Raw genomic sequence first — 24512 nt, 5'->3', positions numbered from 1 at the left:
GAGCTACGGCAAGACCTCCCCCAGCACCCGCGCCGCCCGCTCCACCTCCGCGAACCCCACATACAGCGGCGTGAAACCGAACCGCAGCACATCGGGATGCCGGAAGTCGCCCACGACCCCCCGCTCGATCAGCCGCTTCATCACGTCCCCGGCGTCCTCGCACCGCAGCGCCACCTGGCTGCCGCGCTCCGAGTGAGGCACCGGCGTCAAGGACTCCACGCGCCCCTCCCCCACATACTCCGCCACGCACTCCAGGAAGAAGTCCGTCAGCGCCAGGGACTTCGCCCGCACCGCCTCGATCGACACGCCCTCCCAGACCTCCAGCGCCGCCTCCAGGGCGAGCATGGAGAGGATGTCCGGCGTGCCGACGCGACCGCGCAGCGCGCCCGCCGCCGGCTCGAAGTCGCCGCGCATGCCGAAGGGGTCGGCGTGCGAGTTCCAGCCGGGGAGCGGGGAGTCGAAGCGGTCCTGGAGGTCCCGGCGCACATACAGGTACGCCGGTGAACCCGGGCCGCCGTTCAGGTACTTGTAGGTGCAGCCGACCGCCAGGTCCACGCCGTGCTCGTCGAGCCCGACCGGCAGCGCGCCCGCGCTGTGGCACAGGTCCCAGACGGCGAGCGCGCCCGCGGCGTGCACGGCGGCGGTGAGGGACGGCAGGTCGTGCAGCCGGCCGGTGCGGTAGTCGACGTGGTTCAGCAGGACGGCGGCGGTACGGTCACTCAGCGCGCCCGGCACCTCGGCGGGCACCACCGGCCGCAGCGTACGGCCGGTCATGCGCGCCGCCGACGCGGCGATGTAGCCGTCGGTGGGGAAGGTGGTCGCGTCGACGAGGATCTCGTCGCGGCCGGAGTCGGAACCGGACCCGGTGGCCTCCGCAATCCGCACGGCCCCCACAAGTGCCTTGAAGACATTGACACTCGTCGAGTCGCCGACCACGATCTGCCCTGCCGCCGCGCCGACCAGCGGCGCGATCCGGTCGCCGATCCGCTCGGGCGCGGTCCACCAGCCGCTCTCCTCCCAGGAGCGGATCCGCAGCTCGCCCCACTGCCGGCGCACGACGTCCTCGACGCGGCCGGGGACGTTCGCGGGCAGGGCGCCGAGCGAGTTCCCGTCCAGGTACACGACGTCATCGAGGACGAACTGCTTGCGGACCCCGGCCAGTTCGTCGGCGGCGTCCAGCGCCCCCGCCCTCGTCACCAGCTCAGACATGGGACCTCGCCGTCCACAGCTCGGGGAAGACGTTCTTGCGCGCCCGCTTCTCCAGCCAGGCCACGCCGGCCGAGCCGCCCGTGCCGGGCTTGGCGCCCATCGCGCGGCGGGTGGCGACCAGGTGGTCGTTGCGCCAGCGCCACACCAGTTCCGCGACGTCGGTCAGCGCCTCGCCGAGGCGGGCGAGTTCGGCGTTCTGGTCGCCCGCGTAGATCGCGGTCCAGGCCGCCTCGACCGCGTCGGACGGCTCGTAGCGCTGCGAGACGTCGCGCGTGAGGACGGCCTCGGGGATGTCGCAGCCACGCCGGGCGAGGAAGCGGAGCACCTCGTCGTAGAGGCTCGGCTCGTGCAGGGCCTTCTCCAGTTCCGCGTGCACGCGCGGGGCGCCGCGGTGCGGGACGAGCATGGACGCGGACTTCTCGGCGAGCAGGAACTCCATCCGGCGGTACATCGCCGACTGGAAGCCGGATCCCTCGCCGAGGGCGCTGCGGTAGGCGTTGAACTGGGCCGGGGTGAGCTGACCGAGCGGCTTCCAGGAGGCGTTCAGCGCCTCCAGCTCCCGTACGGAACGCTTCAGGGCGTCGATCGCCACGCCCGGCCGGTCCTCGCGCAGCGCCCGGGCCGCGGTCTCCCACTCATGGACGATGACCGTGAACCACAGCTCCATGACCTGGGTCGTGACCAGGAAGACCATCTCTCCGGGGTCGTCGGAGAGGGTGTGCTGGAGGTGGGTGAGGACGTCCGCCTTGACGTAGTCCTCGTAGGGCGTGGTGCCGGCGAAGTCGAGATGCGGTGTCTCGGGCTCTTGAGTCTCCGGGGAGGTTTCCGGTGATGTCTCCGCGGACTGATGAGCCTGCTGGGACATTGCTGTCTCCTGTGTAACTCCGGGTAGCGGTCCGCCCTGCCGTTATCGGCAAAGGGGCCCCGGTCCCCACCCGGCATGTTCCGGGATCGCCCCGGACATCGCAAGGCCCGCCTGATCACATCGGCGGGCCTTGCGGGGAGCGCCGTCGCCCTAGCCCAGGGTCTGGGCCGCCGTGGGTGAGGAGTCCTTCAGGAACTGGGTGCAGCGCTCGTACTCCTCCTGCTCGCCGATCGTGCCGGCGGCGCGGGCGAGGGCGTGCAGGGCGCGCAGGAAGCCGCGGTTGGGCTCGTGCTCCCAGGGGACGGGGCCGTGGCCCTTCCAGCCGCTCCTGCGCAGGGCGTCGAGGCCGCGGTGGTAGCCCGTACGGGCGTAGGCGTACGACTCCACGACGCTGCCCCGCTCGAAGGCCTCGTCGGCGAGCTGGGCCCAGGCCAGGGAGGAGGTCGGGTGCTTCGCGGCGACGTCCGCGGGGGCGGTGCCGGCGGCGAGCAGCTCGCGCGGCTCGGGGTCGTCGGGGAGGTGGGTCGGGGGCGGGCCCCCGAGAAGGTTTTCGTGAATGGCCATGGGTCCAGTCTGGCCCATGGGGTGGGCACGGCTCGGGTGCCCACCGGGTTTCCCCGCCCCCCGCCGCCCCTACCCGTCCCGTTCCCGGAGGCTGCCGCCCCCGGACCCCCGCTTCGGCCCGGAACGGGCCTCGTCCTCGAACGCCGGACGGGCTGAAAAACTACAACCGCTTCCGACTCGGCGCCCCCTCCAACGGCGGCGCCACCACCCCGCCATGTGTGCGGCACTCGGGGCGGGTGCAGTCGGGGGGCAGGCGGCGTACCGTCGCGAAGGCGAAGGCCGCGCCCGCGACCAGTACGGCCGCGCACAGGGCCATCGCCTGGTCGAAGGCATCGTCGAAGGCGTCCGGAGAGCGGTACGCCTCCGGCCCCATCCCGGTCAGCACCGGCAGCGCGGCCACGGCGATGAGGCCGGCCGCGCGGGCCGCCGCATTGTTGATGCCGCTGGCCAGCCCCGCCCGCGCGACGTCCACCGAGGCGAGGACGGTGGCGGTCAGGGGGGCCACCAGGGTGACCAGGCCGAGGCCGAGAACCGAGACGGCGGGCAGTACGTCGGCGACGTAGGAGGCATCCGGCCCGACCCGCAGCATCAGCAGCATGCCGGCCGCGCACACCAGCGGCCCGACGGTGAGCGGGATGCGCGGGCCGATCCGGTCGGCGAGGGCGCCCGAGCGGGCCGACAGCAGCAGCATCATCAGGGTCGTCGGCAGCAGCGCCGTACCGGCGGCCAACGCCGAGTAGCCCGAGACGACCTGGAGCTGGATCACGGCGAGGAAGAAGAATCCGCCGAGGGCCGCGTACACGCACAGGGTGACGAGATTGACCGCGGTGAACTGGCGGGACGCGAAGATGCCGAGCGGCATCATCGGGTCGGGGCGGCGCTTCTCGACCAGCACGAAGGCGACCCCGGCCACCACGCCGACCACCGCCGTGAGGACCACGACCGGCGAGCCCTCCCCGGCCTCGATCAGCGCGTATGTCACCAGGGCGAGGGACAGAGCACCCAGGGCGGCGCCCAGTACGTCGAAGCGGCCGTGCTTGGTGCCTCCCCCACTCTCGGCTTCGCTCGAGCGGGAGGTGCCCCCATCCGACTCGGGCACGTGCCGCACCGCGATCGGCGCGCACAGCAGCGCCAGCGGGACGTTGAGCAGGAACACCCAGCGCCAGCCCGGGCCGTCCACCAGCCAGCCGCCCAGAAAGGGGCCCACGGCCGCGCCGACGCCCCCGAAGCCGGACCACAGGCCGACCGCCCGCGCCCGGTCGTCGGGGTGGAAGGACGCCTGGATCAGGGCCAGGGACCCGGGGGTGAGCAGGGCGCCGCCGATCCCCTGCAGCGCCCGCGCGGCGACGAGCACGCCGGCGTTCGGGGCGAGGCCGCACAGCAGCGAGGCCGCGGCGAACCACACCACCCCGACGACGAAGATCTTCCGCCGCCCGTAGCGGTCCCCCAGCGAACCGCCGAGCAGGATCAGCCCGGCCAGCGTCAGCATGTACGCGTTGACGGTCCACTGGAGCGCGGCGAGGTCGGCGTCCAGGTCACGGCCGATGCGCGGGAGGGCCACGTTGACGACGGTCGAGTCCAGCATCGCCATGCTGGAGCCGAGGATGGTGGTGAGCAGGATCCACTTGCCCTGCGGGGAGGCCAGCCGGACATCGGGCATGGCCTCAGGTATACAGCGAGCCCGGCGCCGTGGGCAGGCGCCGGGCTCACCGAATACGTACGGCGAATGCGTACGGCGAATGCGTACGGCTACTTGATCTTCGTACCCGTCGAGCGCAGGTTGGCGCAGGCCTCCGTCACGCGGGCGGCCATGGACGCCTCGGCGAGCTTGCCCCAGGTGCGCGGGTCGTAGGTCTTCTTGGAGCCGACCTCGCCGTCGACCTTGAGCACACCGTCGTAGTTCTTGAACATGTGATCGGCGACCGGACGCGTGAAGGCGTACTGCGTGTCGGTGTCGATGTTCATCTTGACGACGCCGTTGTCCAGCGCGGTCGCGATCTCCTGCTCGGTGGAGCCGGAGCCGCCGTGGAAGACGAAGTCGAACGGCGACGGCTTGCCGAACTTGGCGGCGACACCCTCGTTCAGCTCCTTCAGCAGCTCGGGACGCAGGACGACGTTGCCCGGCTTGTACACGCCGTGCACGTTGCCGAAGGACGCGGCCAGCAGGTAGCGCCCCTTCTCGCCGAGGCCGAGCGCCTCAGCCGTACGGATCGCGTCGTCGACAGTCGTGTACAGCGAGTCGTTGATCTCGTGCGAGACGCCGTCCTCCTCGCCGCCGGTCGGAGTGATCTCGACCTCGAGGATGATCTTCGCGGCGCGGGCGCGCTCCAGCAGCTCCTGGGCGATGGAGAGGTTGTCGGCGAGGGTCTCGGCCGAGCCGTCCCACATGTGGGACTGGAACAGCGGGTTCTCGCCGCGGGCGACGCGCTCCTCGGACACGGCGAGCAGCGGCCGCACATACCCGTCGAGCTTGTCCTTCGGGCAGTGGTCCGTGTGCAGGGCGACGGTGACGTCGTACTTCTTGGCGACGATGTGCGCGAACTCGGCCAGGGCGACGGCGCCGGTGACCATGTCCTTGCTGTGCTGGCCGCCCAGGAACTCCGCACCACCCGTGGAGATCTGGATGATGCCGTCGCTCTCCGCCTCCGCGAAGCCGCGCAGGGCCGCGTGCAGGGTCTGGGAGGAGGTCACGTTGATGGCCGGGTAGGCGAACTTGCCTGCCTTCGCCCGGTCGAGCATCTCGTTGTAGACCTCGGGGGTTGCGATGGGCATCTGTCCGCTCCTTGGAGTGTGCGGGTTGACGTACAGCGTTAACGCGCTACTGCGTTACTGCGTTTTTTCTTACGGCCCTGACCTAGATTTTGGGGGGTGTGACGTCGTCGTCGGCCCCATCTTTCCAGACGAACCGGGATGCTCCGAGCGCCTGTCAGTCCAGACCGAGCTCGTCCTTGGAGTACGCGAACAGGTACGGCACCCCCGCGCCCTCCTGGATCTTCTCGGCGGCGCCGGTGGCCCGGTCGACGATGGTCGCCACGGCCACGACCTCGGCACCGGCCTCGCGCACGGCCTCGACGGCGGTGAGCGGGGACCCGCCGGTGGTGGAGGTGTCCTCGACGACGAGCACGCGCCGGCCCGCGATGTCCGGGCCCTCGACCCGCCGCTGCAGCCCGTGTGCCTTGGCGGCCTTGCGCACGACGAAGGCGTCGAGCCGCTTCCCGCGCGCCGCGGCGGCGTGCAGCATGGCGCCGGCGACGGGGTCGGCGCCCATCGTGAGCCCGCCCACCGCGTCGAACTCCAGCTCGGCGGTCAGGTCGAGCAGCACCTGCCCGACGAGCGGCGCGGCCTCCCCGTCGAGGGTGACGCGCCGAAGATCGACGTAGTAGTCGGCTTCCAGACCCGACGACAGGGTCACCTTGCCGTGCACCACGGCCTTGTCCTTGATCTGCTGCAGCAGCTCGCCGCGTACGTCAGTCATGCCGCCCAGCTTAGAGCCGCCGCCAGCTCCAGACGGTGGTGGCCTCCAGCGGCTCCAGGGGCGTGACCAGGCGGGGCATGCTGTTCAGCCCGTTGGGCGGCCCGGTCTGCGGCTCGACGCACACGGCGGCGTCCTGCTCGTCGTACACGACCACCCACTCCTCCCGGCTGCTCACCTTCAGCTCCAGCTCCCCCGGCCAGGTGAGCGTGACGTCGACACCGCCGGGCATGCCGAAGCAGTCGTCCCAGGGGCCGGGCTTCGGGTCGATCCGGTTCCCGGTGGGAAGGTGGTCGTCGCCGCGCTCCTCCTGCCAGGCGGGGCTGAAGTCGAGCCGCACGTCCTCGCTGCCGAGGTTGCGGTTGAACCAGGGGTGCCAGCCGATCTGTGCCGGGAAGGACGTCTCGTACGTCTCGACGGACATGGTGAGGGTGAGGCTGTCCTCGGCGAGGCGCACGATCTGGGTGACGCGGCCGGGGTAGGGCCACGGCTCGGCCAGGTCGTACGTGATGACCGCCTCGTCACCCGTGACCCGGGCGACCTTCCAGGCGCCGTCGCGCGCGGTGCCGTGGATGGCGTGCGGCGGGGCGTTCAGCGGCAACTGCTGCACCACGGCACCGTCCAGGAACCGCCCGTCCCGGACCCGCCCGCACCAGGGAACCATCGGGAAACACCCGAACCGCTCCCCCTGCCGCAGCAACTCCGTCCCCCCGACGCGCAGCCCCGCGACCCGCCCGCCGTTGCCCGGCAGCACGTCCACCTCCGCGTCACCCGCGGTCAGCGTGATGTGTTCGTTACTCACGGGGACGACCCTACTGGGGCGGCCAAGAGCGGCCCATCGGGCCCTGTCCGGCGGAGGACCGCACCTTCAGCAGCCTCTCGATCGCCTCCTGAAGGATCTCCTCGCGCTTGCAGAACGCGAACCGCACGAACGGCGCCCCCGCCTCCCGGTGGTCGTAGAAGACCGCGTTGGGAATGGCGACCACCCCGGCCCGCTCCGGCAGCGCGCGGCAGAAGGCGAAGCCGTCCCCCTCCTTTGCCAGTGCGGTGCCGAGGGGGCGGATGTCGGTGGTGATGAAGTAGGTGCCGGCGGGCTTGAACACCTCGAAGCCGGCCCGGGTGAGGCCCGCCGCCAGCAGGTCGCGCTTGGCCCGCATGTCCTCGCGGAAGGCGGTGAAGTAGCGGTCGGGCAGGGCGAGCGCCTCGGCGACGGCGTACTGGAACGGCCCCGAGGAGACGTACGTCAGGAACTGCTTCGCCGAGCGCACGGCCGTGAGCAGGGGGGACGCCGAGGTCACCCAGCCGACCTTCCAGCCGGTGAAGGAAAAACTCTTGCCGGCGGAACCGATCGTCACCGTCCGCTCGCGCATGCCGGGGAAGGTCGCCAGCGGCAGGTGCTCGGCGTCGTCGAAGACCAGGTGCTCGTACACCTCGTCGGTCACCACCAGCAGGTCCCGCGCCACGGCCAGCTCGGCGATCGCGGCCAGCTCCGCCCGGGTGAGGACGGTGCCGGTGGGGTTGTGCGGGGTGTTGATCAGCAGTAGGCGGGTGCGGTCGGTGACCGCGGCGCGCAGCTCGTCGAGGTCGAGGCGGAAGCTCGCGCCAGCCTCGTCGACGTGGGGGCGCAGGGTGACCGGCACGCGGGTGCCGCCCGCCATGGCGATGCAGGCCGCGTAGGAGTCGTAGTACGGCTCGAGGGCGATGACCTCGTCGCCGGGCTCCAGCAGGGCGAGCAGCGCGGCCGCGATGGCCTCGGTGGCGCCCGCGGTGACCAGGACCTCGGTGTCGGGGTCGTACGACAGCCCGTAGCACCGCTCCTGGTGCGCGGCGACCGCCAGGCGCAGCTCGGGGATGCCGGGGCCCGGCGGGTACTGGTTGCCGCGCCCGTCCCGCAGCGCCCGCACGGCTGCCTCGCGGACCTCCTCGGGCCCGTCGGTGTCGGGAAAGCCCTGGCCCAGGTTGATGGAGCCGGTGCTCAGGGCCAGCGCGGACATCTCCGCGAAGATCGTCGTCCCGAACTCGGCGAGCCGGCGGTTGAGCAGGGGGCGGGTGGTGGAGGTCATGCCGGCCATCCTGCGCCCAAGCTCTGGACTTCCTCAACTCTGCTTTGGGCCGCGGGACGGCCGGGCATCTGACTGCCACGCACCGAGCGGGAGGTGCCCACGGGGGGACGCCTCGGTCCGCTTCGGGGGAACGGAAGGAGGCTGACGCCATGGCCACAGTCATCGTGGGGGCGCTGGTCGCAGTGATGTTCGTCGTGATCGTGGTGTCCGTCGCGCGCCGCAGCGCGCGTCCGGCCCACCGTGCGCACGGTCGCCGGTCCAACTCGTACGACAGCGGAGGCGGCGCGGCGGCGGGCAGCTGGTGGGTCGGCGGTGGGGACGGCGGCTCGGGGGGTTCGTCCTGTGGTGGCGGCTCGTCATGCGGAGGCGGGTCGTCCTGCGGAGGGGGCGGGGGCGGATGCGGTGGCGGAGGTAGCTGACACGGGGCAGCCAACCTCCCCGAACAGGGGGAACCGCGTCCGGGAGGGAGCGGGGCCGGTGCCTGGGACCGGCCCCGCTTTCGTGCCCTGCGGTATGTGGCCTCGTGTTCTGCGGTACACGGCTTCCGGTGCGGTCGGCCGCGCCCCGGCGCACGCTCCGTCACCATCGGCGCACGCCGGAGTTGAACAGTTGAGCTGATAAGCCCTCTGAGGGATGGAAACCCCACGAACTTGGGTAAAAACGCTGTGGCGGCGCCCTAATTCATGATTCAGTGAAAATCACCAACGCAGCCCCTCGGACGTCCCGCGGACACCTTCTGACCGGCCGACTGGGCTGCCCGAGCCGATCCCTGGTGTCGGCCGGGGTGCGCCGGAGCCCGACACCTCCCTCCTTTCTTTGCGTGCTTGCGGAGCCGACCCATGCTCACGACCCTGAACACCGCTTATACCGACACGCGCGCGGCCGACCTCGCCTGGGCCCTGGGGCGCGAGCCGCTGCCCGCGCTGGCCTCGCTCGACCTCGAACTGACCGGTGCGAAGCTTCAGTTGAGACTGCTCGGCGCGTCCCACCAGGTGCTGTTGGACGAGGAGCGCGGCATCTGCTCGGAGACGGTGGCCTGTATGCCCGGCAGCAGCACACCGCTGCCGCTCGGGGTGGCCAAGCGAGCGGGGGACTGGGAGTACGAGTTCGCCGCCCGGGTGGAGATGCTGTCGCCGGGTCAGTTCGCGGCCCGGGCCCAGGAGTTGCTGGCCCTGGTCGCCGACCATCCGCACGGCCTGGTCGGCGTCTTCCCCGGCAGCCCGTACGCCTTCACCGCGCTGCTGGCCCAGCATCACGAGGGGCAGGTCCACTGGCGTACGTGGCACGCGTACCCGCAGGACGGGCAGTTGGTGGCGACGCGGACGAGAGTGGGAGCGCGGATGCCGGCGGTCTCCGCTCCGCGCCGGTCGGTGCCACTCAGCCCGTCCGGCATCTGAGGATTCCGGGGACTCCGAGATTCCGGGGACGCAAACGTCCGACACCTCAACTCCACACGTGTGGGTGACGAAGCGTACCCCGGCAGTGACGTACGGTCGCAGCGTGATCGAACCGGACGCGCCCGCCCCACCCGGCACACCGCCGCCCTGGGCAGGCCCCGCGCGGCTTCCGATCCGGCCCGGCACCGGGCGGTTCCTGGTCCTCGCGGGCGTCTTCGTCTGCGCGGCCTGCGGACTCGTGTACGAACTCGAACTCGTCGCGCTGGCCTCGTACTTGATCGGCGACTCCGTCACCCAGGCCTCCGTCGTGCTGTCCGTCATGGTGTTCGCGATGGGCATCGGCTCCCTGGCCGCGAAGCGGCTGCGCCCGTACGCCGCGGCCGGCTTCGGTGCCATCGAGGCCGTCCTCGCCCTCGTCGGCGGGTGCAGCGCGCTCGCCCTGTACGCCGTCTTCGCCTGGACCGGCGACTGGGGCGGGGTGTGGGCCAACGGCCCGCGTGTCCTCCTCGTCGCCTTCTCCCTGACCATCGGCCTGCTCATCGGCGCCGAGATCCCGCTGCTGATGGAGCTGATCCAGCGCATCCGGCGCCAGGACGCGGGCGGCGCGGTGGCCGACCTGTTCGCCGCGGACTACGTCGGCGCACTCGTCGGCGGCCTCACCTTCCCCTTCCTTCTCCTGCCCCTGCTGGGCCAGTTGACCTCGGCCCTGATCACCGGCGCGGTCAACGCCGTGGTCGGCGGGGCACTCGTGCTCGGCCTGTTCGGCCGGGACCTCACCCGCCGGGCCCGCTGGCTGCTGGTGATCGCCAACGTCACCGTGCTCGGCCTCCTCGCCTCCGCCGCCGTACTCGTCGACGACTTCGAACGGGCCGCGCGGCACGCGGTGTACGGACGGGACGTACGGGTCGCGCTGCAGACGGACGTCCAGGAGGTCGTCATCACCGGCGGCACCGGGGGCCGCCCCCTCGACCTCTTCCTCGACGGCCGGCTGCGGGTCAGCGGACGCGACGCCCGCCGCTACCACGAGGCGCTGGTGCACCCCGCGATGAGCGGCGGGCACACCCGCGTGCTGATCCTCGGCGGCGGTGACGGTCTGGCGGCGCGCGAGGTGCTGCGCCATCGGGGGGTGCACCGGCTCGACGTCGTCGACGTCGACCCCGAGGTGGTACGGCTGGCACGCCGGGACCCGCCCCTGTCCCGCCTCAACGGACACGCCTACGACGACGACCGCGTCCACATCATGACGGCGGACGCCTTCCACTGGCTGCGTACGGCGCCGCCGGCGACGTACGACGTCGTCATCTCGGACCTCCCCGACCCCGGCATCACCGCCAGCACCAAGCTGTACTCGCAGGAGTTCTACGGCCTCGCCCGCCGCGCCCTGACCCCACACGGCCGTCTCGCCGTGCACGCCGGCCCGGTCTCCTCCCGCCCCCACGCCTTCTGGACGGTCGACACCACCCTGCACGCCGCGGGCCTGCGCACCGCCCCCTACCGCGTCCGCGGCCAAGGCTCCGGCTTCACCCCGGGCCCCGACCGCTCGACCGGCCCGACCCGCGCACCACAGGACTGGGGCTTCATCCTGGCGGCGCGGGGGAAGCGACCGGACCTGCGCCTGGGCACGGGAGCGGGGGCACCGCGATTGGGGACCTTGACCCAGGCGGGCCTGGCGGCGGACGCGCGGGCGGCGGAGGGGACGCGGGTGGCGGGGCTGGGGGCGTCGACGTTGGTGCATCCGCGGTATTGAGGGGCCGGGCGATACCGGTCGAGGGCCTGCGTGAGCGGGAGGGTACGCCCGGTGGGCGGGTGTGGGGGGAGAAAGACGGGATGTGTGGGTGCGGTTCGCGTCATGCTGGGTAGGCTCGATCGGCATGGAGCATGAGGTGTTCGTTCCGGTTGCGGCGGAGCGGCTCAGGGAGGTGCTGGCCGATCCCGCACGGGTCGCCCGGGCGGTCCCCGGGCTCCAGCAGGACGCCGGGGCCGAGCCGGTCGCCGGGCGGCTGAGGGTGCGCGTCAGCGGGCACACCATCACCTATCGGGGTGCCATGCGGGTCTCCGCGCGGGAGGACGGTTCGTACGCCGTCGAGGGCGACGCGGTCGAGGCGCGCGGCAACGGTTCCGTGAAGCTCGCGCTCACCCTGCGGGTCACGGAGGCCGAGGGCGGGGCCACGGTGACGTTCTCGGGGACCGCGTCGGCGGACGGGCGGATCTCGGAGTTCTCCGCGGAGGTCGTGGGGTCCACGGTCGGCCGGCTGCTGAATCGGGTCGCGGCGCAGCTCGGGGTCGTGGCGGGCGAGGCACCGCCCCCCGAGCCGGAGCCCATGGAGGAGGCGCTGGCGCCCGGGGAGTTCGAGACACGGGTGACCAGCGACTTCGAGACGACGCCGGACGCGGACGACGCACCGGCACCGGAACCGGAACCGGAACCGGCACCCGACGAGGGCGGCGAGTCCCCTTCCGTTTTCGATGCCGAGGTGCCGCCGCCGTCGCTGGATCCGCGGGCCGAGGAAGCCGGGGAAGCCGAGGAAACGGTGTCCGAGGGCGGCTCCGGAGAGGACGCGCCGGTCGCCGAGGCGGCGCACGCCCGGCGGACGATGATCGGGCGCAGCGCGGAGGAAGTGGATCACGCGCCGCCCCGGGGGCGGTACGCGCCGGTGCCGGCCCCGCAGACCGTCGCGCCGAGCACCACCCTGCGGTGGGCGGCTCCGGCCGCGGCGCTGGTGGTGGCCTCGGCGATCGTGGCGGGGCGGATACTGCGGCGGCGTCGCTGAGGCGCGTCGGGCTGGGCCACGAGGAGCACCGTCACTGAGGCGCGTCAGGCCGGGCCACGGCTGCGAGCCCCGCCGCCGACGAAACGGCAAGAGCCCGGCCCGGCACGCGGCCGTGACGGCCGGTGCCCTGGCCGGGCTCCGCACGATGTGCGCCGAGGGTTACTCCTCGTCGCCCTCCGGCTTCTCCGCTTCGTTGATCTCCTGCTCCAGGCCGAGCTGCTCGACGAGCCACTTGTCGAACTCGATGGCGGCCCGCACCCAGCTCACCGTCGACGAGACGAAGTGCTCCAGGCTCACTCCGGTGCCGATCAGCATCTGCGCCTCGCCGATAAGGCGGACGGTGCCGTCGTCGTGCGTGTGGCTGTAGACCTTGGGCCACAGCGTCCGGCGGTTCCAGTCGTCGATCGACTCCAGAAGCTGGGGCTTCTCGTCGATCTTGTGGGGCCGGTCGTAGAACGTCCGCACCGAGAAGACCTGCTGGTCACCCTCGCCGCGGAACATGAAGTACGTACGGAACTGCTCCCACGGCGCCGCGAGGTCTCCCTCGTCGTCGACGACGTACTTCAGCTCCATCTGGTCGAGGAGCTGCTTCACGAGGTCCTGATCCGGGACAACAGGGCCGGGCGGCGGCCCGGACTGCGGCTGCTGGCCCCCGAAGTTCGGAATCGAGGACGGGTCGATGCTCACCGTGATTTTCCCTTCGTACGGATCCCGCCATCCTCCCCCATGCGGGGAGGGGGGTGGCAAGCCCTGACGGTCCTGTCAGCCGTCGGCTGACTCGATCCGGTCATCGAGTCGGGTACCCGGCTCCACCGGGTACCCGGACATCACAGCGTCTTACCGGTCGCCGGCCCCACGATCAGGCCGTCCCCGAAGGCGTCCACCCGTACCGTGTCGCCGTCCTTGACCTCGCCCGCCAGGATCTCCTTGGCGAGCCGGTCGCCGATGGCGGTCTGGACGAGGCGGCGCAGCGGGCGGGCACCGTAGGCCGGATCGTTGCCCTCGTCGGCGAGCCAGTCCAGGGCCGCGTCGGTGATCTCCAGAGTCAGCCGGCGCTCGGCCAGCCGCTTGGCCAGGCGGTCGATCTGGAGCCGGGCGATACGTGCCAGCTCGTCCTTGGTCAGGGCCGAGAAGACCACGAGGTCGTCCAGGCGGTTGAGGAACTCCGGCTTGAAGGAGGCCCGGACCACCTCCAGCACCTGCTCCTTCTTCTCCGCCTCACTGGTGATCGGGTCCACCAGGAACTGACTGCCCAGGTTGGACGTCAGCACCAGGATCGCGTTGCGGAAGTCGACCGTACGGCCCTGACCGTCCGTCAGCCGCCCGTCGTCCAGGACCTGGAGGAGGATGTCGAAGACCTCGGGATGCGCCTTCTCCACCTCGTCCAGCAGGACCACGGAGTACGGCCTGCGCCGAACCGCCTCCGTGAGCTGGCCGCCCTCCTCGTAGCCGACGTAGCCGGGAGGCGCGCCGACCAGCCGGGCGACGGAGTGCTTCTCGCCGTATTCGCTCATGTCGATGCGGACCATCGCCCGCTCGTCGTCGAAGAGGAAGTCGGCGAGGGCCTTGGCGAGTTCGGTCTTGCCGACGCCGGTCGGGCCGAGGAAGAGGAAGGAGCCGGTCGGGCGGTCGGGGTCGGCGATGCCGGCACGGGTGCGCCGTACGGCGTCGGACACGGCCCGTACGGCCTCGGTCTGCCCGATGAGCCGACGCCCCAGCTCGTCCTCCATGCGCAGCAGTTTCTGCGTCTCGCCCTCCAGGAGCCGACCGGCGGGGATGCCGGTCCAGGCCGCGACGACGTCGGCGATGTCGTCGGAGCCGACCTCCTCCTTGACCATGGTGTCCTTGGCGACCTCCTCCTCGGCGGCGGAGGCGGCCTCCAACTCCTTCTCCAGGGCGGGGATCTCGCCGTACAGCAGCTTGGAGGCGGAGTCGAAGTCGCCGTCGCGCTGGGCGCGTTCAGCCTGGCCGCGGGCTTCGTCGAGGCGTTCCTTCAGCTCGCCGACGCGGTTGAGGGACTGCTTCTCCTTCTCCCAGCGGGCGTTGAGGCCGCGCAGCTCCTCCTCCCGGTCTGCGAGGTCGCGGCGCAGCTTGTCCAGGCGCTCGCGGGAGGCGGGGTCGGTCTCCTTGTCGAGGGCCAGCTCCTCCATGCGCAGCCGGTCGACGGAGCGCTGGAGTTCATCGATCTCGACGGGGGACGAGTCGATCTCCATGCGCAGCCGGGAGGCAGCCTCGTCGACGAGGTCGATGGCCTTGTCGGGCAGGAACCGGGAGGTGATGTACCGGTCGGAGAGGGTGGCCGCGGCCACCAGCGCGCTGTCCGCGATCTGCACCTTGTGGTGGGCCTCGTAGCGTCCTTTGAGCCCGCGCAGGATGGCGATGGTGTCCTCAACGGTCGGCTCGGCGACCAGCACCTGCTGGAACCGCCGCTCCAGCGCCGGGTCCTTCTCGACCCGCTCCCGGTACTCGTCGAGGGTCGTCGCACCCACCATGCGCAGCTCACCGCGCGCGAGCATGGGCTTGAGCATGTTCCCGGCATCCATGGCGGAATCACCACCGGCACCTGCCCCCACCACGGTGTGCAACTCGTCGATGAAGGTGATGATCTGCCCGTCGGAGTCCTTGATCTCCGCGAGCACGGTCTTCAGCCGCTCCTCGAACTCACCCCGGTACTTCGCGCCCGCGACCATGGCCCCCAGGTCCAGCGCGACGAGCCGCTTGTCCTTCAGCGACTCCGGCACATCCCCCTTCACGATCCGCTGGGCGAGCCCTTCGACGACGGCGGTCTTGCCGACGCCGGGCTCACCGATGAGGACGGGGTTGTTCTTGGTCCGGCGGCTGAGCACCTGCACGACCCGCCGGATCTCCTGATCCCGCCCGATGACGGGATCGAGCTTCCCCTCCCGGGCGGCGGCGGTGAAGTCGGTCCCGAACTTCTCCAGCGCCTTGTACTGCCCCTCGGGGTCGGCGCTGGTCACCCGCCGTCCACCGCGGGCCTTCTGAAACGCCTCCAGCAGCTTCTTCGCACCGGCCCCCTGCCGGGTGAGCACCTCAGCGGCGGTGCCCCCCTTCGCGGCGATGCCGATGAGGAGGTGCTCGGTGGAGAGGTACTCGTCGCCGAGTTCCTTGGCGCGGGCCTGCGCGTCCGCGATGACGGCGAGCAGCTCACGATTGGGCTGGGGCGGCGCGACGGTGGACCCGGTCACGCTGGGCAGCGCGGCGAGCGCCTTCTCGGCACCGGCGCGCACGGCGGCCTGATCGGCGTCGACGGCCGCCAGGAGATCGACGATGTTCTCGTTGTCCTGCCCCTGGAGCAGAGCCAGCAGCAGGTGGGCGGGGGTGAGATCCGGATGCCCCTCGGTCACGGCCCGGTTACTGGCCGCATTGATCGCATCCCGGCTCCTGTTGGTCAGCTCGGCGTCCACGTGTCCGTTCTCCTCCTGGCGTCAGCGTCTCCCAGTACTGACTGAGTCAGCGTACACAAAGTTGAGCCTATTCCGCTCAAGGTAGTCGGGAGGGACTCACGGCGGCTAGGTTCCTTGGGCATGGCCGCATACCCCCAGGATCCTGGCGCGCCGGACGCGCCGTACCTCACCTTCTGGCAGGAGAGGCACCTGTGCACTCTGACGACCCTGCGCCCGGACGGCACCCCGCATGTCGTACCCGTCGGAGTGACATACGACCCCGAGGCGCGGCTGGCTCGGGTGATCACGAACAAGTCCAGCGCAAAGGTGGGCCATGTGCTGGCCGCCGGCCCCGACGGGGCGCCCGTCGCGGTCTGCCAGGTGGACGGGGGACGGTGGGCGACGCTGGAGGGACGGGCGCGGGTCCGCACCGATCCGGAGCGGGTGGCGGACGCGGTACGGCGGTACGCGCAGCGCTACGGGCGAACTCCGGGGCCGAATCCCGACCGTGTGGTGATCGAGATCGAACTGACACGGGCGCTGGGGCGGGGGTGACCGGGGGTGACGGCGAGGACGACGGGGACGACGGGGCGGGCGACCGGTTTTCGGCCACGGCCCGAATACCCGGATACCGCGAAATATCCCGCAAAACTGCAGCGGCGTCACCGTGTTCAGGTCACGGTGACGCCGCTGCGGGGGGAAGCACCTGAGCGATCTGTTACGACGGGGGAATCGCGTCAGGCACTGCGGGGGGTGGCTGAGACAGTCCTTGGGGAGGCCGGGGCCTCCGGCTCCACCAGCCGGTGGTCGCGCTGGTCGAGGTTGACGAAGATCATTCCGTACCGGATGGCACACCTCACAGGCTGCGGCGCCCCCCGAGGCCGCCGCAGACACCGGTACGCCCGTACGTCCTCATCCTCGTCCCGCGTGACGACGACCGGCTCACCGAAGACGGTCACCATCAACGAGTCACCGGGGTGGGGGATCGCGGTGACGAGGTCGATGAAGTGCCAGCCGGAGCGGTATGCCGTGGCCATTTCGCGGCGGAAGGAGCGGTCGTCGGGTGGGGTCGTCATCGCAATCAGTCCCAGGAGGTGTCGGCAGGGACAGGCGACGTTTCGCCGCTCGCGTCCACGACAGTCACACTCTGAGCGCTGCCCACCTCGTGCACGTCACTCTCCGCACCAGACAGGCCAGCCAAGGTTCCGAAGGCCGCAACGGTGGAGAAGGCGGCGACAAGCACCGAGCGAAGCATTCTCTTACACATAGTCGGCTTCGTCCTCACTTGAAGGTCCCCTCTTCCCCCGTCGAGTAAGACGATGGCTCATTCAGGCACGTCATGGCCACACGATCGATGCATCATGTTCCTGCATGTTCAGGACCCTGGGGGGTGGAGAATTGGGGACGAAAGAGACACAAGCGGCACATCCCCACGCCATAACCGAGCTATGCGACGAGGGCGCCCGGCTCTATACCGGTGCTCTCCGAGCTGGCCGTATCGCTCGAGCAGAGGTGGAGTCAGCTCCCTGCCTGCTGGAATTCGCTCTCCTGCACCCCGACCCGGACGACGCCACTTGGCTACGTCCCGTGCCACCGTCGATCGCGCTGGCCCAGCGCCTTCACCCCCTTGAACGAGAGATCACGGACCGTAGGCGTCAGTCCCTCCATCTGGCAGAAGTCTTTGAGCCGTTCATGAACGTCAGCGCCGAGGGCACCACGCCCACCCATGCCATCACTGTGCTGGAAGGGCGGGACCGTATCAATGAGGCGCTCAACGGCGCGACGTCCGAGTGTCACACCGAGGTACTCACCGTGCAGCCGGGTGGCCGCCGCCGGGAGGGAAACCTCCTGAAGGGGCTGGACCGCGACAGACCACTGATCGAGCGGGGGGTCCGCTTCCGCACGCTGTACCAGCACACCGCGCGGCACAGCCCCGAGACCCTGGCCTACGTGGACCAAATGATCTCCAGCGGCAAAGTCGAGATCCGCACGATCGACGAACTTGTGGAGCGGCTCATCATCTGCGACGAAACCGTGGCCTTCATTCCCATACGGGAGGACCGCCAGGTCGCTCTGGAACTCCGGCACCCCGGCCTGGTCCGCTATTTGATCAAGGTCTTCGAGTTCATGTGGGTGCGTGCGGTGCCTCTCAAGGTCGGGACGCCGTACGAAACGGCCCCCGACGGCATCACCGACATCCAGCACTCCATAGCCAAGCTCCTCATCGAAGGCCACGTGGACGAAGCCATAGCCCGCCGCCTGGGCATGAACGTGCGTACCTGTCGAGCCCATATAGCCAAGCTGGCCACCGCCCTGGGCAGCGGCAGCCGAGCCCAGCTCGGCTTTCTCATAGCGCAGTCAGGCATCCTGAACGGAGATCACCGACCGTCAGGAGGAGAGAGGCCGGCGTGACCGCAGAGACGCACAGTCACCCAGCAGAAGACGTGTGTGCGGCAGGTCTGGAACTGTATGCGCACGCCCTGCGTGAAGGTTCCGTGTCAGAGCAGGACGCCGCTCCGGTGTCCTGCCTACTGCATTCAGGGCTGCTCCGCCCGGACCTGGACGATGTGCGCCGACTGCGCCCCCTCACTCCTGCCCTGGCTCTCCCGAAGCTGCTGCGAAAGGTCGCCGAGGACATCGCCCAGCGCCGCCGGGCCGAGACGCGTCTGGCCGAGGCGTTCGAACCACTCCTGGCCTTGGGCTCGCAGCACGCTCCTTCAGCAGAACCAGCGGAGATCAGCCTCCTGAAGGGCTTCGACCAGATAAACCAAGCCATCACCGAGGCCATGACAGACGCCTCACGTGAACTCCTCACCATTCAGCCCCACAATGGCCGGGATCCCGGCCCCGGCCTGGCTCAGGCCCTGAACCGCGACCAAGGCCTACTCGATCGCGGCGGCCGTATCCGCACCCTCTACCAGCACACCCAGCGCCATTCCCCTGCTGTGATCGCCCGCTACGAGCATCTGAACGGCGACGCCGAGGCGCGGACTCTGGACCAAGTCACCAAACGCCTCATCGTGATCGACCGCACCGTCGCCTTCATCCCCGCCAATAGGGACCGGACCTTCGCCCTCGAAGTACGCCATCCGGCTCTGACGGACTACTTCGCCATTGTCTTCGACGTCCTTTGGCGCATGGCAACGCCGATGTACCCCCAGGCCGTCCAACCGCCTTCTCTCAACGGCATCACCCCTCGCCAACGCGCGATCGCCGCCCTCCTCGTCGAAGGCCACACCGACGCAGTCATCGCCGACCGCCTCGGCATGAACATCCGCACCGCCCGCGTCCACATCGCCAAACTCGCCGCCACCCTCAGCAGCGAGAGCCGAGCCCAACTCGGCTACCTCATCGCGCAGTCCGGAATCCTCGACAAGGATCCTGAAACCGCTGAGGAGAGTTGAGCGTGACCGCAGAGGCACACAGTCACGAGGCGGAGCAATTGTGTGAAGCGGGCTTGAAGCTGTACACCCGTGCCCTGGATCAGGGCTCCGTGCCGGATCACGAAGCACGTCAGGTGCCTTGCGTGCTCCGATCCGGCGTGCTTCGCGCAGACATCGAGAACCCGCACCGACTGCGTCCCGTCGCACCGGCTCTTGTGCTCCCGCAACTGCTTCGAAATATCGCCGAGAACGTAGCCCGGCACCGCCGCAACGAAACCTGGCTGGCCGAGGCGTTCGAGCCGCTCCTGGCGCTGGACGTCGAGCGCATACCCACCACCGACACAGCGGCGATCGATCTCCTGAACGGGTTCGAGCAGATCAACCACGCCATCAGTCAGGCGATGCTCCGGTCGACCGACGAGGTCCTGGCCATCCAGCCCGGCGGCAAGCGGCCCCTGTCCCAGCTCACCGATGCCTTCCCTCGAGAGCAGGAGACGCTCACGCGAGGCTGCAGGATGCGCACGCTCTACCAACACACCACCCGCCATGACCCAGCGGTTCTGGCCCACTACGAGCGTCTCGTAGGCGATGTCGAGGTCCGCACCCTGCATGAGGTGCCCGAACGCCTTGTCGTCCTCGATCGCGTAGTGGCCTTCATCCCTGCCAACGCGGATCGCACGCTCGCCGTCGAGATCCGTCACCGTCCCCTGGTCGCATACCTGGCTACCGCCTTTGACCGTCTTTGGCACATGGCCACCCATGTACCCCAAGGCAGTCCAGCAGCCCGCCTTCAACGGTGTCACTCCCCGCCAGCGAGCCATCGCCGGCCTGCTCATCGAGGGTCACACCGATGCCGTCATCGCCGACCGCCTCGGCATGAACATCCGCACCGTCCGCGTCCACATCGCCAAACTCGCCAAGGTCCTGGGAAGTGACAGTAGGGCTCAACTCGGCTACCTCATCGGGCAGTCGGAGATCCTTGATCTGGAACGCTGAGTGACGGCGACGATGAAACGCCTGCCGTCCGCGATGGCCCGTCCAGACCCACTTGGGCGATGCGGACGCCCAGTTGCGTACGGCTCGCTGCCCCCAGAGTCTCCGAGAGCTTGGCGATGTGGGCACGGCAAGTACGGACGCTTATGCCGAGCCGCTCGGCGATCACCGCGTCCTGGTGACCCTCCGCCAACAGCGCGGCGATGGACTGCTCACGGTGGGAGATGCCCTCGATGCCGGTGTCGGGAAGGGGGGCCGTGAGCGGGATCGCCAGGCGCCAGAAGCGTTCGAAGACCGTCACCAGATAGTGGACGAGCCCCGGATGCCGCAGTTCCAGTGCGATCGTGCGGTCCGCGTTCGCGGGGATGAAAGCCACCGTACGGTCGAAGACGATCAGTCGGTCGATGACCTCGTCCAGAGTGCGAGCCTCCACCGAATCGCCCATCAGCTCAAGGTAGTTGAGCAGGCCCTGGCCGTGCCGGGCCACGTGCGTGTACAGGTCCCGCATCCGCACGCCCCGCCTACGCAGCGCCATCGCCCGGTGCAGCCCCTCCGTCAGCTCGTGCTCGGGACGGATGCCGCCGGGCTGCACGGTCAGCACCTCCCTCGTGCACGCCTGGGTCGCCTCGTCCAGCGCGCCCTGGATGCGCGAGTCACCGTCCAGGACCCGGATCGCGGTGCCCTCGGCGCCGGACGCCTGCGACAGCGGGGGACCGAGCCCGGCGTACCACTCGAACGCCGCCACCGCCGAGCCCATCCGCCCCTGGCTCGCGCTGACCTCGTCGTAGATCCCGCGCAGCAGCCGCGTCATGACCTCCTGCGGGGAGGTCGGCACCAGCCAGTCCATGTCGTCGGGATCGGGGTGCAGCAGCGCCAGTTCCAGCAGGCAGGGCACCGCATCGGCATCCCGACGCGGCACTCGGCCCCGCCGTACAGCCCGGGAATACACCCGGTCCCCGGCCTCACACAGTCGGTCGGCGCCGTGAGGATGCTCCTCCGCCCCGTGCCCGGACATCTTCCACCCCCGACTACCGACCTTGCCGCACACTATCCGTAACCTCGTGCAGCACCCTCACAGCGTTCATGGCAACCGCCCGACCACCCCAGCGCAACTATGCGCAGAGGGGCTTGCCACCGCAACACGGCCCGAACCCTCATACGCACCTTCCAACCCGCTCCACATCAGGCATGTTCAGCATATGAAAGCCACTGCGCGTGCACATGCCATGCATGGTTGATCAAGCGACGGCAAACGAGTGCTCAGCCACGGCACAGGTCCGGCGTGGGTCGGCCGCTGGTGGAGAAGGGTGGGCTCCGGCCGGCAGTTGATCCCGCAGTCCATCCTCCTCCGGGCCCGTCTGTGCACGCCGGGGCGCGCACTGCCATGCGGCTTCCCCCTGGCGACGGCCACGGAACTGCTGGATCCGGACCTCGATCGCGCCTGCCGGCCTGTTCCGATCAGGGGATGAGGACGGTCTTGCCGGCGAGTTGTCCGGCGGCGGCTCGGTCGTGGACCGCGGCCGGGTCGGCCCGCAGCCGCTCGGCGAGATCTCCGCCCTCGACGCGGGCGACCAGCTCGGCGATCCGGGCGAACCGGTCGGCGGCGCGGGCGTGGACCCTGGCCAGGTCGGCCAGTGGCAGCCGCTCGGCCACCTCGATCGCCAGCTCTCCGGCGTCGACGCGGGCGACCAGCTCGGCGAGCTGGGCGGCGTCGCTGCGCGCGAAGGCCCGCACCGTCCGCACGCCGCGCCCGGCATCCTGTGGGCCGGGCGTGGTGATGCTGACGAAGGCCCCGCCATCGGCGGCCAGGTCCACTAGCTGCGCGTTCTCCGCTGGGCTGGTGGGCACCAGGTTCAGCACTACGTCGAACTGTTGCCCGGTCACCGCCTTCGGGAGCGGAGTGGCGGTGTAGTCGACGATCCGGTCCGCGCCGTAGGAGCGGATGCGATCGCGGCTGCGCATGGAGGCGGTCGCGGTCACGGTGGCACCGGCCCGGGTGGCGAGCTGGACCGCGTAACCCCCCACCGCGCTGCCCGCGCCGTTGATCAGGATGCTCTGCCCTGCCGTCAGGCCGGCGTGCTCGAACAGTGACTGCCAGGCCGTCAGCCCGACCAGAGGCAGGGCCGCGGCGTCGGCCGGCTCGACTGCGCGGGGGGCGGTGGCCAGCGCCTCGGCGGGTGCGGCGACGTACTCGGCGGCCGCGCCCGGCGCGGTCGCCGGCAGGAGCGCGACCACCGTCTCCCCGACGCTCCAGTCGGTCACACCCTCGCCGACCTCGGTGATGACACCGGACAGGTCGAGGTTGGGAATGTGCGGGAAGGTCACGGGCACGATGTCCTGCCGCAACCCCGAGCGCAGCGCGGCGTCCGCGTCGTTGAACGAGGTGCCGGCCACCTGCACCACCACCTGCCCCGCACCGGCCACCGGCCGGTCCGCCTCCTCGTAGACCAGGACGTCGCTGGCACCGTAGGAGTGGAATCGCACTGCCTTCATGATCTCTCCGCTCTCGTCATCCGCTATGCGCATGGTGTGCTCATGGCCAGGTCCGCCACGATCTCCTTCTCTCGACGGCGGAAACGCGTGATGACCGCGCCGGTCATCAGCAGCACCCCGCCGGTGGCGGCGAGCGGCACCAGCACCGGCGCGATGTCGAGCGCGGCGGACAGGATCAGACCCACCGCCGCAAAGAGCTCGACAGCACCGATCCCCTTGACGGCGGCGGCGCTGAAGTCGTTGACCCATCTCCCGCTGGGATGGGCCGCCAGAGTCTCCTTGGGCAGGAGCAGCTTGGTGGCACTGCCGGTCAGGAAGACGACGGCGAGCAGTCCGGCGGTGATCCACAGAGCGAGGTTCATAAGGGTTCTCCTTGCAAACTGGTCGAACACGAGATGCCGGCGACCCGATCCTTGTGACACCGCATCTGCGTGACCTGGGCCACACTCCAGGAAGGGCAACGAGTGGCACTGCTCGTGCTTCGGCTCTTCGCTCGCCGTAGTGGTGTCACAAAAACGGCGGGGCAGCTCTCTTATGGGCGACGCATCGAGAGCGGAGAGACAGGAGCACCCCGTGGCCGACACCTTCCGGATCCCCGAGGCGCCCGGCATGAGCGAGGACGACCGCCCGGACCCCGCCACAGAGGCCTTCGTCACCCACCGCAACCTGCTGTTCACCATCGCCTACGAGATGCTCGGCTCGGCCGCCGACGCCGAAGACGCCCTGCAGGAGGCCTGGCTGCGATGGGCGGACGTGGATCTCGACGCTGTACGGGACCGGCGTGCATACCTGATCCGGATCACCACCCGCCAGGCGCTGGCCCGGCTGCGCACGCTCAACCGGCGCAAGGAGTCCTACGTCGGCTCCTGGCTCCCCGAGCCGCTGCTCACCACGCCCGACGTGGCCGAGGACGTCGTGCTGGCCGACAGTGTCTCGATGGCGATGCTGCTGGTGCTGGAGACGCTCACGCCGGCCGAACGCGCGGTGTTCGTGCTGCGCGAGGTGTTCGACCTGCGGTACGACGAGATCGCGCGAGCCGTCGGCAAGCGCCCTGCCGCGGTCCGCCAGATCGCGCACCGCGCACGGGCACACGTCACCGCGCGCCGCCCACGCGGAGTCGTCTCCCCGGCCGAGACCCGAGACGCCCTCGAAGCCTTCCGGCGGGCGATCGAAACAGGCGATCTACAGGGCCTGCTCGACGTCCTCGCGCCGGACGTCGTCCTCTTGAGCGACGGCGGCGGAGTCGTGCAGGCCGTGCCCCGGCCGGTCGTGGGGGCCGACAGGGTGGTTCGCTTGCTGGCCGCCGGCCTGGACATGGTCGGCGCCCGAACCTCGGTCGAGCCGGTGCAGATCAACGGCTGCCCGGCTCTGATCATCCGGCTCGACGAGGAGACCGACAGCGTCGTGGCGGTACGGATCGACGCCGGCCTCATCACGGCGGTCTACTCCGTGCGCAACCCCGAGAAGCTGTCGCGTATCGAGCGGGCGACTGCCGTGAGCCGCTGAGCCCACGGGCGTGGCAGGAACACGAGGATCTCACCGTACTTCGCGAAAGCGCGAGGCCAACGCCTCCCCGGATACGCCGCGAACACCACCCATGCCTCCGGGGTATGCTCCGGGCGACTTCGACGCACCCCTGACCCGCGTTGCCGCCGCCGCAGCAGGTCCCCAGTGGCTCCGGCATGGCCAACAGGCCGGGAACGACAGCAGGTTGTCACGTGCGGATGCGGTCGCGTGGCTCAGTCATCAGCGAGTGGCCGCTTTGGGCCACCGGCAACCCCGGTCCCGCCTGCTCACGGCCGTCGAAGCCGACCCAAACGGGCCAATTGCCGATCCGCGCGAAGGTCGACGCCGCACGGCTTTCGGCTCGCGCGGCGCTCAGTGCCGACAGCCCTCTT

Annotated in this window: 21 protein-coding genes and 1 pseudogene; 8 read left to right on the top strand and 14 right to left on the bottom strand. The window is 70.4% G+C overall.

Annotation, left to right across the window (positions count from 1 at the left end):
- Nucleotides 1-3 precede the first annotated feature (3 nt).
- From kynU to ACP4J3_RS25085, 8 genes are all read right to left on the bottom strand, one after another.
- Nucleotides 4-1209 carry a kynureninase gene (gene kynU, locus ACP4J3_RS25120; RefSeq protein WP_426538113.1) on the bottom strand — a complete coding sequence of 402 codons (1206 nt, stop codon included), beginning with the start codon at nucleotides 1207-1209 and terminating at the stop codon, nucleotides 4-6.
- Nucleotides 1202-2074: a tryptophan 2,3-dioxygenase family protein gene (locus ACP4J3_RS25115; RefSeq protein ID WP_426538111.1), complete on the bottom strand. Its 873-nt coding sequence runs from the start codon at nucleotides 2072-2074 to the stop codon at nucleotides 1202-1204. Before ACP4J3_RS25115 ends, kynU begins: the two co-directional genes overlap by 8 nt.
- A 150-nt stretch (nucleotides 2075-2224) precedes the next feature.
- Nucleotides 2225-2638 carry a DUF3151 domain-containing protein gene (locus tag ACP4J3_RS25110; RefSeq protein ID WP_194043149.1) on the bottom strand — a complete coding sequence of 138 codons (414 nt, stop codon included), beginning with the start codon at nucleotides 2636-2638 and terminating at the stop codon, nucleotides 2225-2227.
- A 160-nt stretch (nucleotides 2639-2798) separates the two neighbouring features.
- Nucleotides 2799-4298: an MFS transporter gene (locus ACP4J3_RS25105; protein WP_426538109.1), complete on the bottom strand. Its 1500-nt coding sequence runs from the start codon at nucleotides 4296-4298 to the stop codon at nucleotides 2799-2801.
- An 89-nt stretch (nucleotides 4299-4387) separates the two neighbouring features.
- Nucleotides 4388-5410, bottom strand: coding sequence for a class II fructose-bisphosphate aldolase (fbaA, locus tag ACP4J3_RS25100; protein WP_426538107.1), 1023 nt, complete (start codon nucleotides 5408-5410; stop codon nucleotides 4388-4390).
- Nucleotides 5411-5564: 154 nt separating this feature from the next.
- Nucleotides 5565-6113: an orotate phosphoribosyltransferase gene (gene pyrE, locus ACP4J3_RS25095; protein WP_426538105.1), complete on the bottom strand. Its 549-nt coding sequence runs from the start codon at nucleotides 6111-6113 to the stop codon at nucleotides 5565-5567.
- A gap of 10 nt (nucleotides 6114-6123) precedes the next feature.
- Nucleotides 6124-6912, bottom strand: coding sequence for an aldose 1-epimerase (locus tag ACP4J3_RS25090; RefSeq protein WP_426538103.1), 789 nt, complete (start codon nucleotides 6910-6912; stop codon nucleotides 6124-6126).
- Nucleotides 6913-6922: 10 nt separating this feature from the next.
- On the bottom strand, nucleotides 6923-8182 hold the full coding sequence (locus tag ACP4J3_RS25085) for a pyridoxal phosphate-dependent aminotransferase (RefSeq protein ID WP_426538101.1): 1260 nt from the start codon (nucleotides 8180-8182) through the stop codon (nucleotides 6923-6925).
- Nucleotides 8183-9012: 830 nt separating this feature from the next.
- On the opposite strand from ACP4J3_RS25085, the gene ACP4J3_RS25080 reads away from it, so the two are divergent.
- The 3 genes from ACP4J3_RS25080 (at nucleotide 9013) to ACP4J3_RS25070 (ending at nucleotide 12341) form a co-directional block, all read left to right on the top strand.
- On the top strand, nucleotides 9013-9570 hold the full coding sequence (locus ACP4J3_RS25080; RefSeq protein ID WP_426538099.1) for a DUF2617 family protein: 558 nt from the start codon (nucleotides 9013-9015) through the stop codon (nucleotides 9568-9570).
- A gap of 103 nt (nucleotides 9571-9673) precedes the next feature.
- The gene (locus ACP4J3_RS25075; protein ID WP_426538097.1) at nucleotides 9674-11317 is read left to right on the top strand and encodes a polyamine aminopropyltransferase; all 1644 of its coding nucleotides are present in this window, start codon (nucleotides 9674-9676) and stop codon (nucleotides 11315-11317) included.
- Nucleotides 11318-11441: 124 nt separating this feature from the next.
- Complete coding sequence (locus tag ACP4J3_RS25070; RefSeq protein WP_426538095.1) at nucleotides 11442-12341, top strand: SRPBCC family protein; 900 nt, start codon at nucleotides 11442-11444, stop codon at nucleotides 12339-12341.
- A 159-nt stretch (nucleotides 12342-12500) separates the two neighbouring features.
- On the opposite strand, the gene ACP4J3_RS25065 is transcribed toward ACP4J3_RS25070, so the two are convergent.
- On the bottom strand, nucleotides 12501-13028 hold the full coding sequence (locus ACP4J3_RS25065) for a YbjN domain-containing protein (RefSeq protein ID WP_194043165.1): 528 nt from the start codon (nucleotides 13026-13028) through the stop codon (nucleotides 12501-12503).
- A 140-nt stretch (nucleotides 13029-13168) separates the two neighbouring features.
- Nucleotides 13169-15766 carry an ATP-dependent chaperone ClpB gene (gene clpB / locus ACP4J3_RS25060; RefSeq protein WP_426538092.1) on the bottom strand — a complete coding sequence of 866 codons (2598 nt, stop codon included), beginning with the start codon at nucleotides 15764-15766 and terminating at the stop codon, nucleotides 13169-13171.
- Nucleotides 15767-15886: 120 nt separating this feature from the next.
- Here clpB and ACP4J3_RS25055 point away from each other — a divergent pair, with 120 nt between their 5' ends.
- The gene (locus ACP4J3_RS25055; RefSeq protein WP_426538090.1) at nucleotides 15887-16300 is read left to right on the top strand and encodes a pyridoxamine 5'-phosphate oxidase family protein; all 414 of its coding nucleotides are present in this window, start codon (nucleotides 15887-15889) and stop codon (nucleotides 16298-16300) included.
- Nucleotides 16301-16482: 182 nt separating this feature from the next.
- On the opposite strand, the gene ACP4J3_RS25050 is transcribed toward ACP4J3_RS25055, so the two are convergent.
- The gene (locus ACP4J3_RS25050; RefSeq protein WP_426538088.1) at nucleotides 16483-16821 is read right to left on the bottom strand and encodes a hypothetical protein; all 339 of its coding nucleotides are present in this window, start codon (nucleotides 16819-16821) and stop codon (nucleotides 16483-16485) included.
- A 295-nt stretch (nucleotides 16822-17116) separates the two neighbouring features.
- On the opposite strand from ACP4J3_RS25050, the gene ACP4J3_RS25045 reads away from it, so the two are divergent.
- From ACP4J3_RS25045 to ACP4J3_RS25035, 3 genes and pseudogenes are all read left to right on the top strand, one after another.
- Complete coding sequence (locus tag ACP4J3_RS25045) at nucleotides 17117-18157, top strand: helix-turn-helix transcriptional regulator (RefSeq protein WP_426538086.1); 1041 nt, start codon at nucleotides 17117-17119, stop codon at nucleotides 18155-18157.
- Nucleotides 18154-19149, top strand: coding sequence for a helix-turn-helix transcriptional regulator (locus ACP4J3_RS25040; RefSeq protein ID WP_426538085.1), 996 nt, complete (start codon nucleotides 18154-18156; stop codon nucleotides 19147-19149). The genes ACP4J3_RS25045 and ACP4J3_RS25040 overlap by 4 nt, the downstream gene beginning before the upstream one ends.
- Before the next feature lie 2 nt (nucleotides 19150-19151).
- Nucleotides 19152-20124, top strand: a pseudogene (locus ACP4J3_RS25035) (helix-turn-helix transcriptional regulator).
- Here the strand turns inward: ACP4J3_RS25035 and ACP4J3_RS25030 are convergent.
- From ACP4J3_RS25030 to ACP4J3_RS25020, 3 genes are all read right to left on the bottom strand, one after another.
- Nucleotides 20087-21136 (bottom strand): LuxR C-terminal-related transcriptional regulator, encoded by a 1050-nt coding sequence (locus ACP4J3_RS25030; RefSeq protein WP_426538083.1) that lies wholly within the window; start codon nucleotides 21134-21136, stop codon nucleotides 20087-20089. The pseudogene ACP4J3_RS25035 and the gene ACP4J3_RS25030 overlap by 38 nt on opposite strands.
- Nucleotides 21137-21579: 443 nt before the next feature.
- Complete coding sequence (locus ACP4J3_RS25025; protein WP_426538081.1) at nucleotides 21580-22614, bottom strand: NADP-dependent oxidoreductase; 1035 nt, start codon at nucleotides 22612-22614, stop codon at nucleotides 21580-21582.
- Nucleotides 22615-22637: 23 nt separating this feature from the next.
- Entirely contained in the window at nucleotides 22638-22976 is a 339-nt protein-coding gene (locus ACP4J3_RS25020) for a DoxX family protein (RefSeq protein ID WP_426538079.1), read from the bottom strand.
- A gap of 247 nt (nucleotides 22977-23223) precedes the next feature.
- Between ACP4J3_RS25020 and ACP4J3_RS25015 the strand changes: the two genes are divergently transcribed.
- The gene (locus ACP4J3_RS25015; RefSeq protein WP_426538296.1) at nucleotides 23224-24120 is read left to right on the top strand and encodes an RNA polymerase sigma-70 factor; all 897 of its coding nucleotides are present in this window, start codon (nucleotides 23224-23226) and stop codon (nucleotides 24118-24120) included.
- Nucleotides 24121-24512: the final 392 nt, after the last annotated feature.

It is taken from the genome of Streptomyces sp. UG1, from assembly GCF_049974585.1.
GTDB lineage: Bacteria > Actinomycetota > Actinomycetes > Streptomycetales > Streptomycetaceae > Streptomyces.
This window is presented reverse-complemented; position numbering and strand designations above follow the sequence as displayed.

Bases quoted from the DNA above. Each gene is read 5' to 3' on its own strand.
- kynU (WP_426538113.1), bottom strand. From the start codon at position 1,209: ATGTCTGAGCTGGTGACGAGGGCGGGGGCGCTGGACGCCGCCGACGAA.
- ACP4J3_RS25115 (WP_426538111.1), bottom strand. From the start codon at position 2,074: ATGTCCCAGCAGGCTCATCAGTCCGCGGAGACATCACCGGAAACCTCC.
- ACP4J3_RS25110 (WP_194043149.1), bottom strand. From the start codon at position 2,638: ATGGCCATTCACGAAAACCTTCTCGGGGGCCCGCCCCCGACCCACCTC.
- ACP4J3_RS25105 (WP_426538109.1), bottom strand. From the start codon at position 4,298: ATGCCCGATGTCCGGCTGGCCTCCCCGCAGGGCAAGTGGATCCTGCTC.
- fbaA (WP_426538107.1), bottom strand. From the start codon at position 5,410: ATGCCCATCGCAACCCCCGAGGTCTACAACGAGATGCTCGACCGGGCG.
- pyrE (WP_426538105.1), bottom strand. From the start codon at position 6,113: ATGACTGACGTACGCGGCGAGCTGCTGCAGCAGATCAAGGACAAGGCC.
- ACP4J3_RS25085 (WP_426538101.1), bottom strand. From the start codon at position 8,182: ATGGCCGGCATGACCTCCACCACCCGCCCCCTGCTCAACCGCCGGCTC.
- ACP4J3_RS25080 (WP_426538099.1), top strand. From the start codon at position 9,013: ATGCTCACGACCCTGAACACCGCTTATACCGACACGCGCGCGGCCGAC.
- ACP4J3_RS25070 (WP_426538095.1), top strand. From the start codon at position 11,442: ATGGAGCATGAGGTGTTCGTTCCGGTTGCGGCGGAGCGGCTCAGGGAG.
- ACP4J3_RS25055 (WP_426538090.1), top strand. From the start codon at position 15,887: ATGGCCGCATACCCCCAGGATCCTGGCGCGCCGGACGCGCCGTACCTC.
- ACP4J3_RS25050 (WP_426538088.1), bottom strand. From the start codon at position 16,821: ATGACGACCCCACCCGACGACCGCTCCTTCCGCCGCGAAATGGCCACG.
- ACP4J3_RS25045 (WP_426538086.1), top strand. From the start codon at position 17,117: ATGTTCAGGACCCTGGGGGGTGGAGAATTGGGGACGAAAGAGACACAA.
- ACP4J3_RS25030 (WP_426538083.1), bottom strand. From the start codon at position 21,136: ATGTCCGGGCACGGGGCGGAGGAGCATCCTCACGGCGCCGACCGACTG.
- ACP4J3_RS25025 (WP_426538081.1), bottom strand. From the start codon at position 22,614: ATGAAGGCAGTGCGATTCCACTCCTACGGTGCCAGCGACGTCCTGGTC.
- ACP4J3_RS25020 (WP_426538079.1), bottom strand. From the start codon at position 22,976: ATGAACCTCGCTCTGTGGATCACCGCCGGACTGCTCGCCGTCGTCTTC.
- ACP4J3_RS25015 (WP_426538296.1), top strand. From the start codon at position 23,224: ATGAGCGAGGACGACCGCCCGGACCCCGCCACAGAGGCCTTCGTCACC.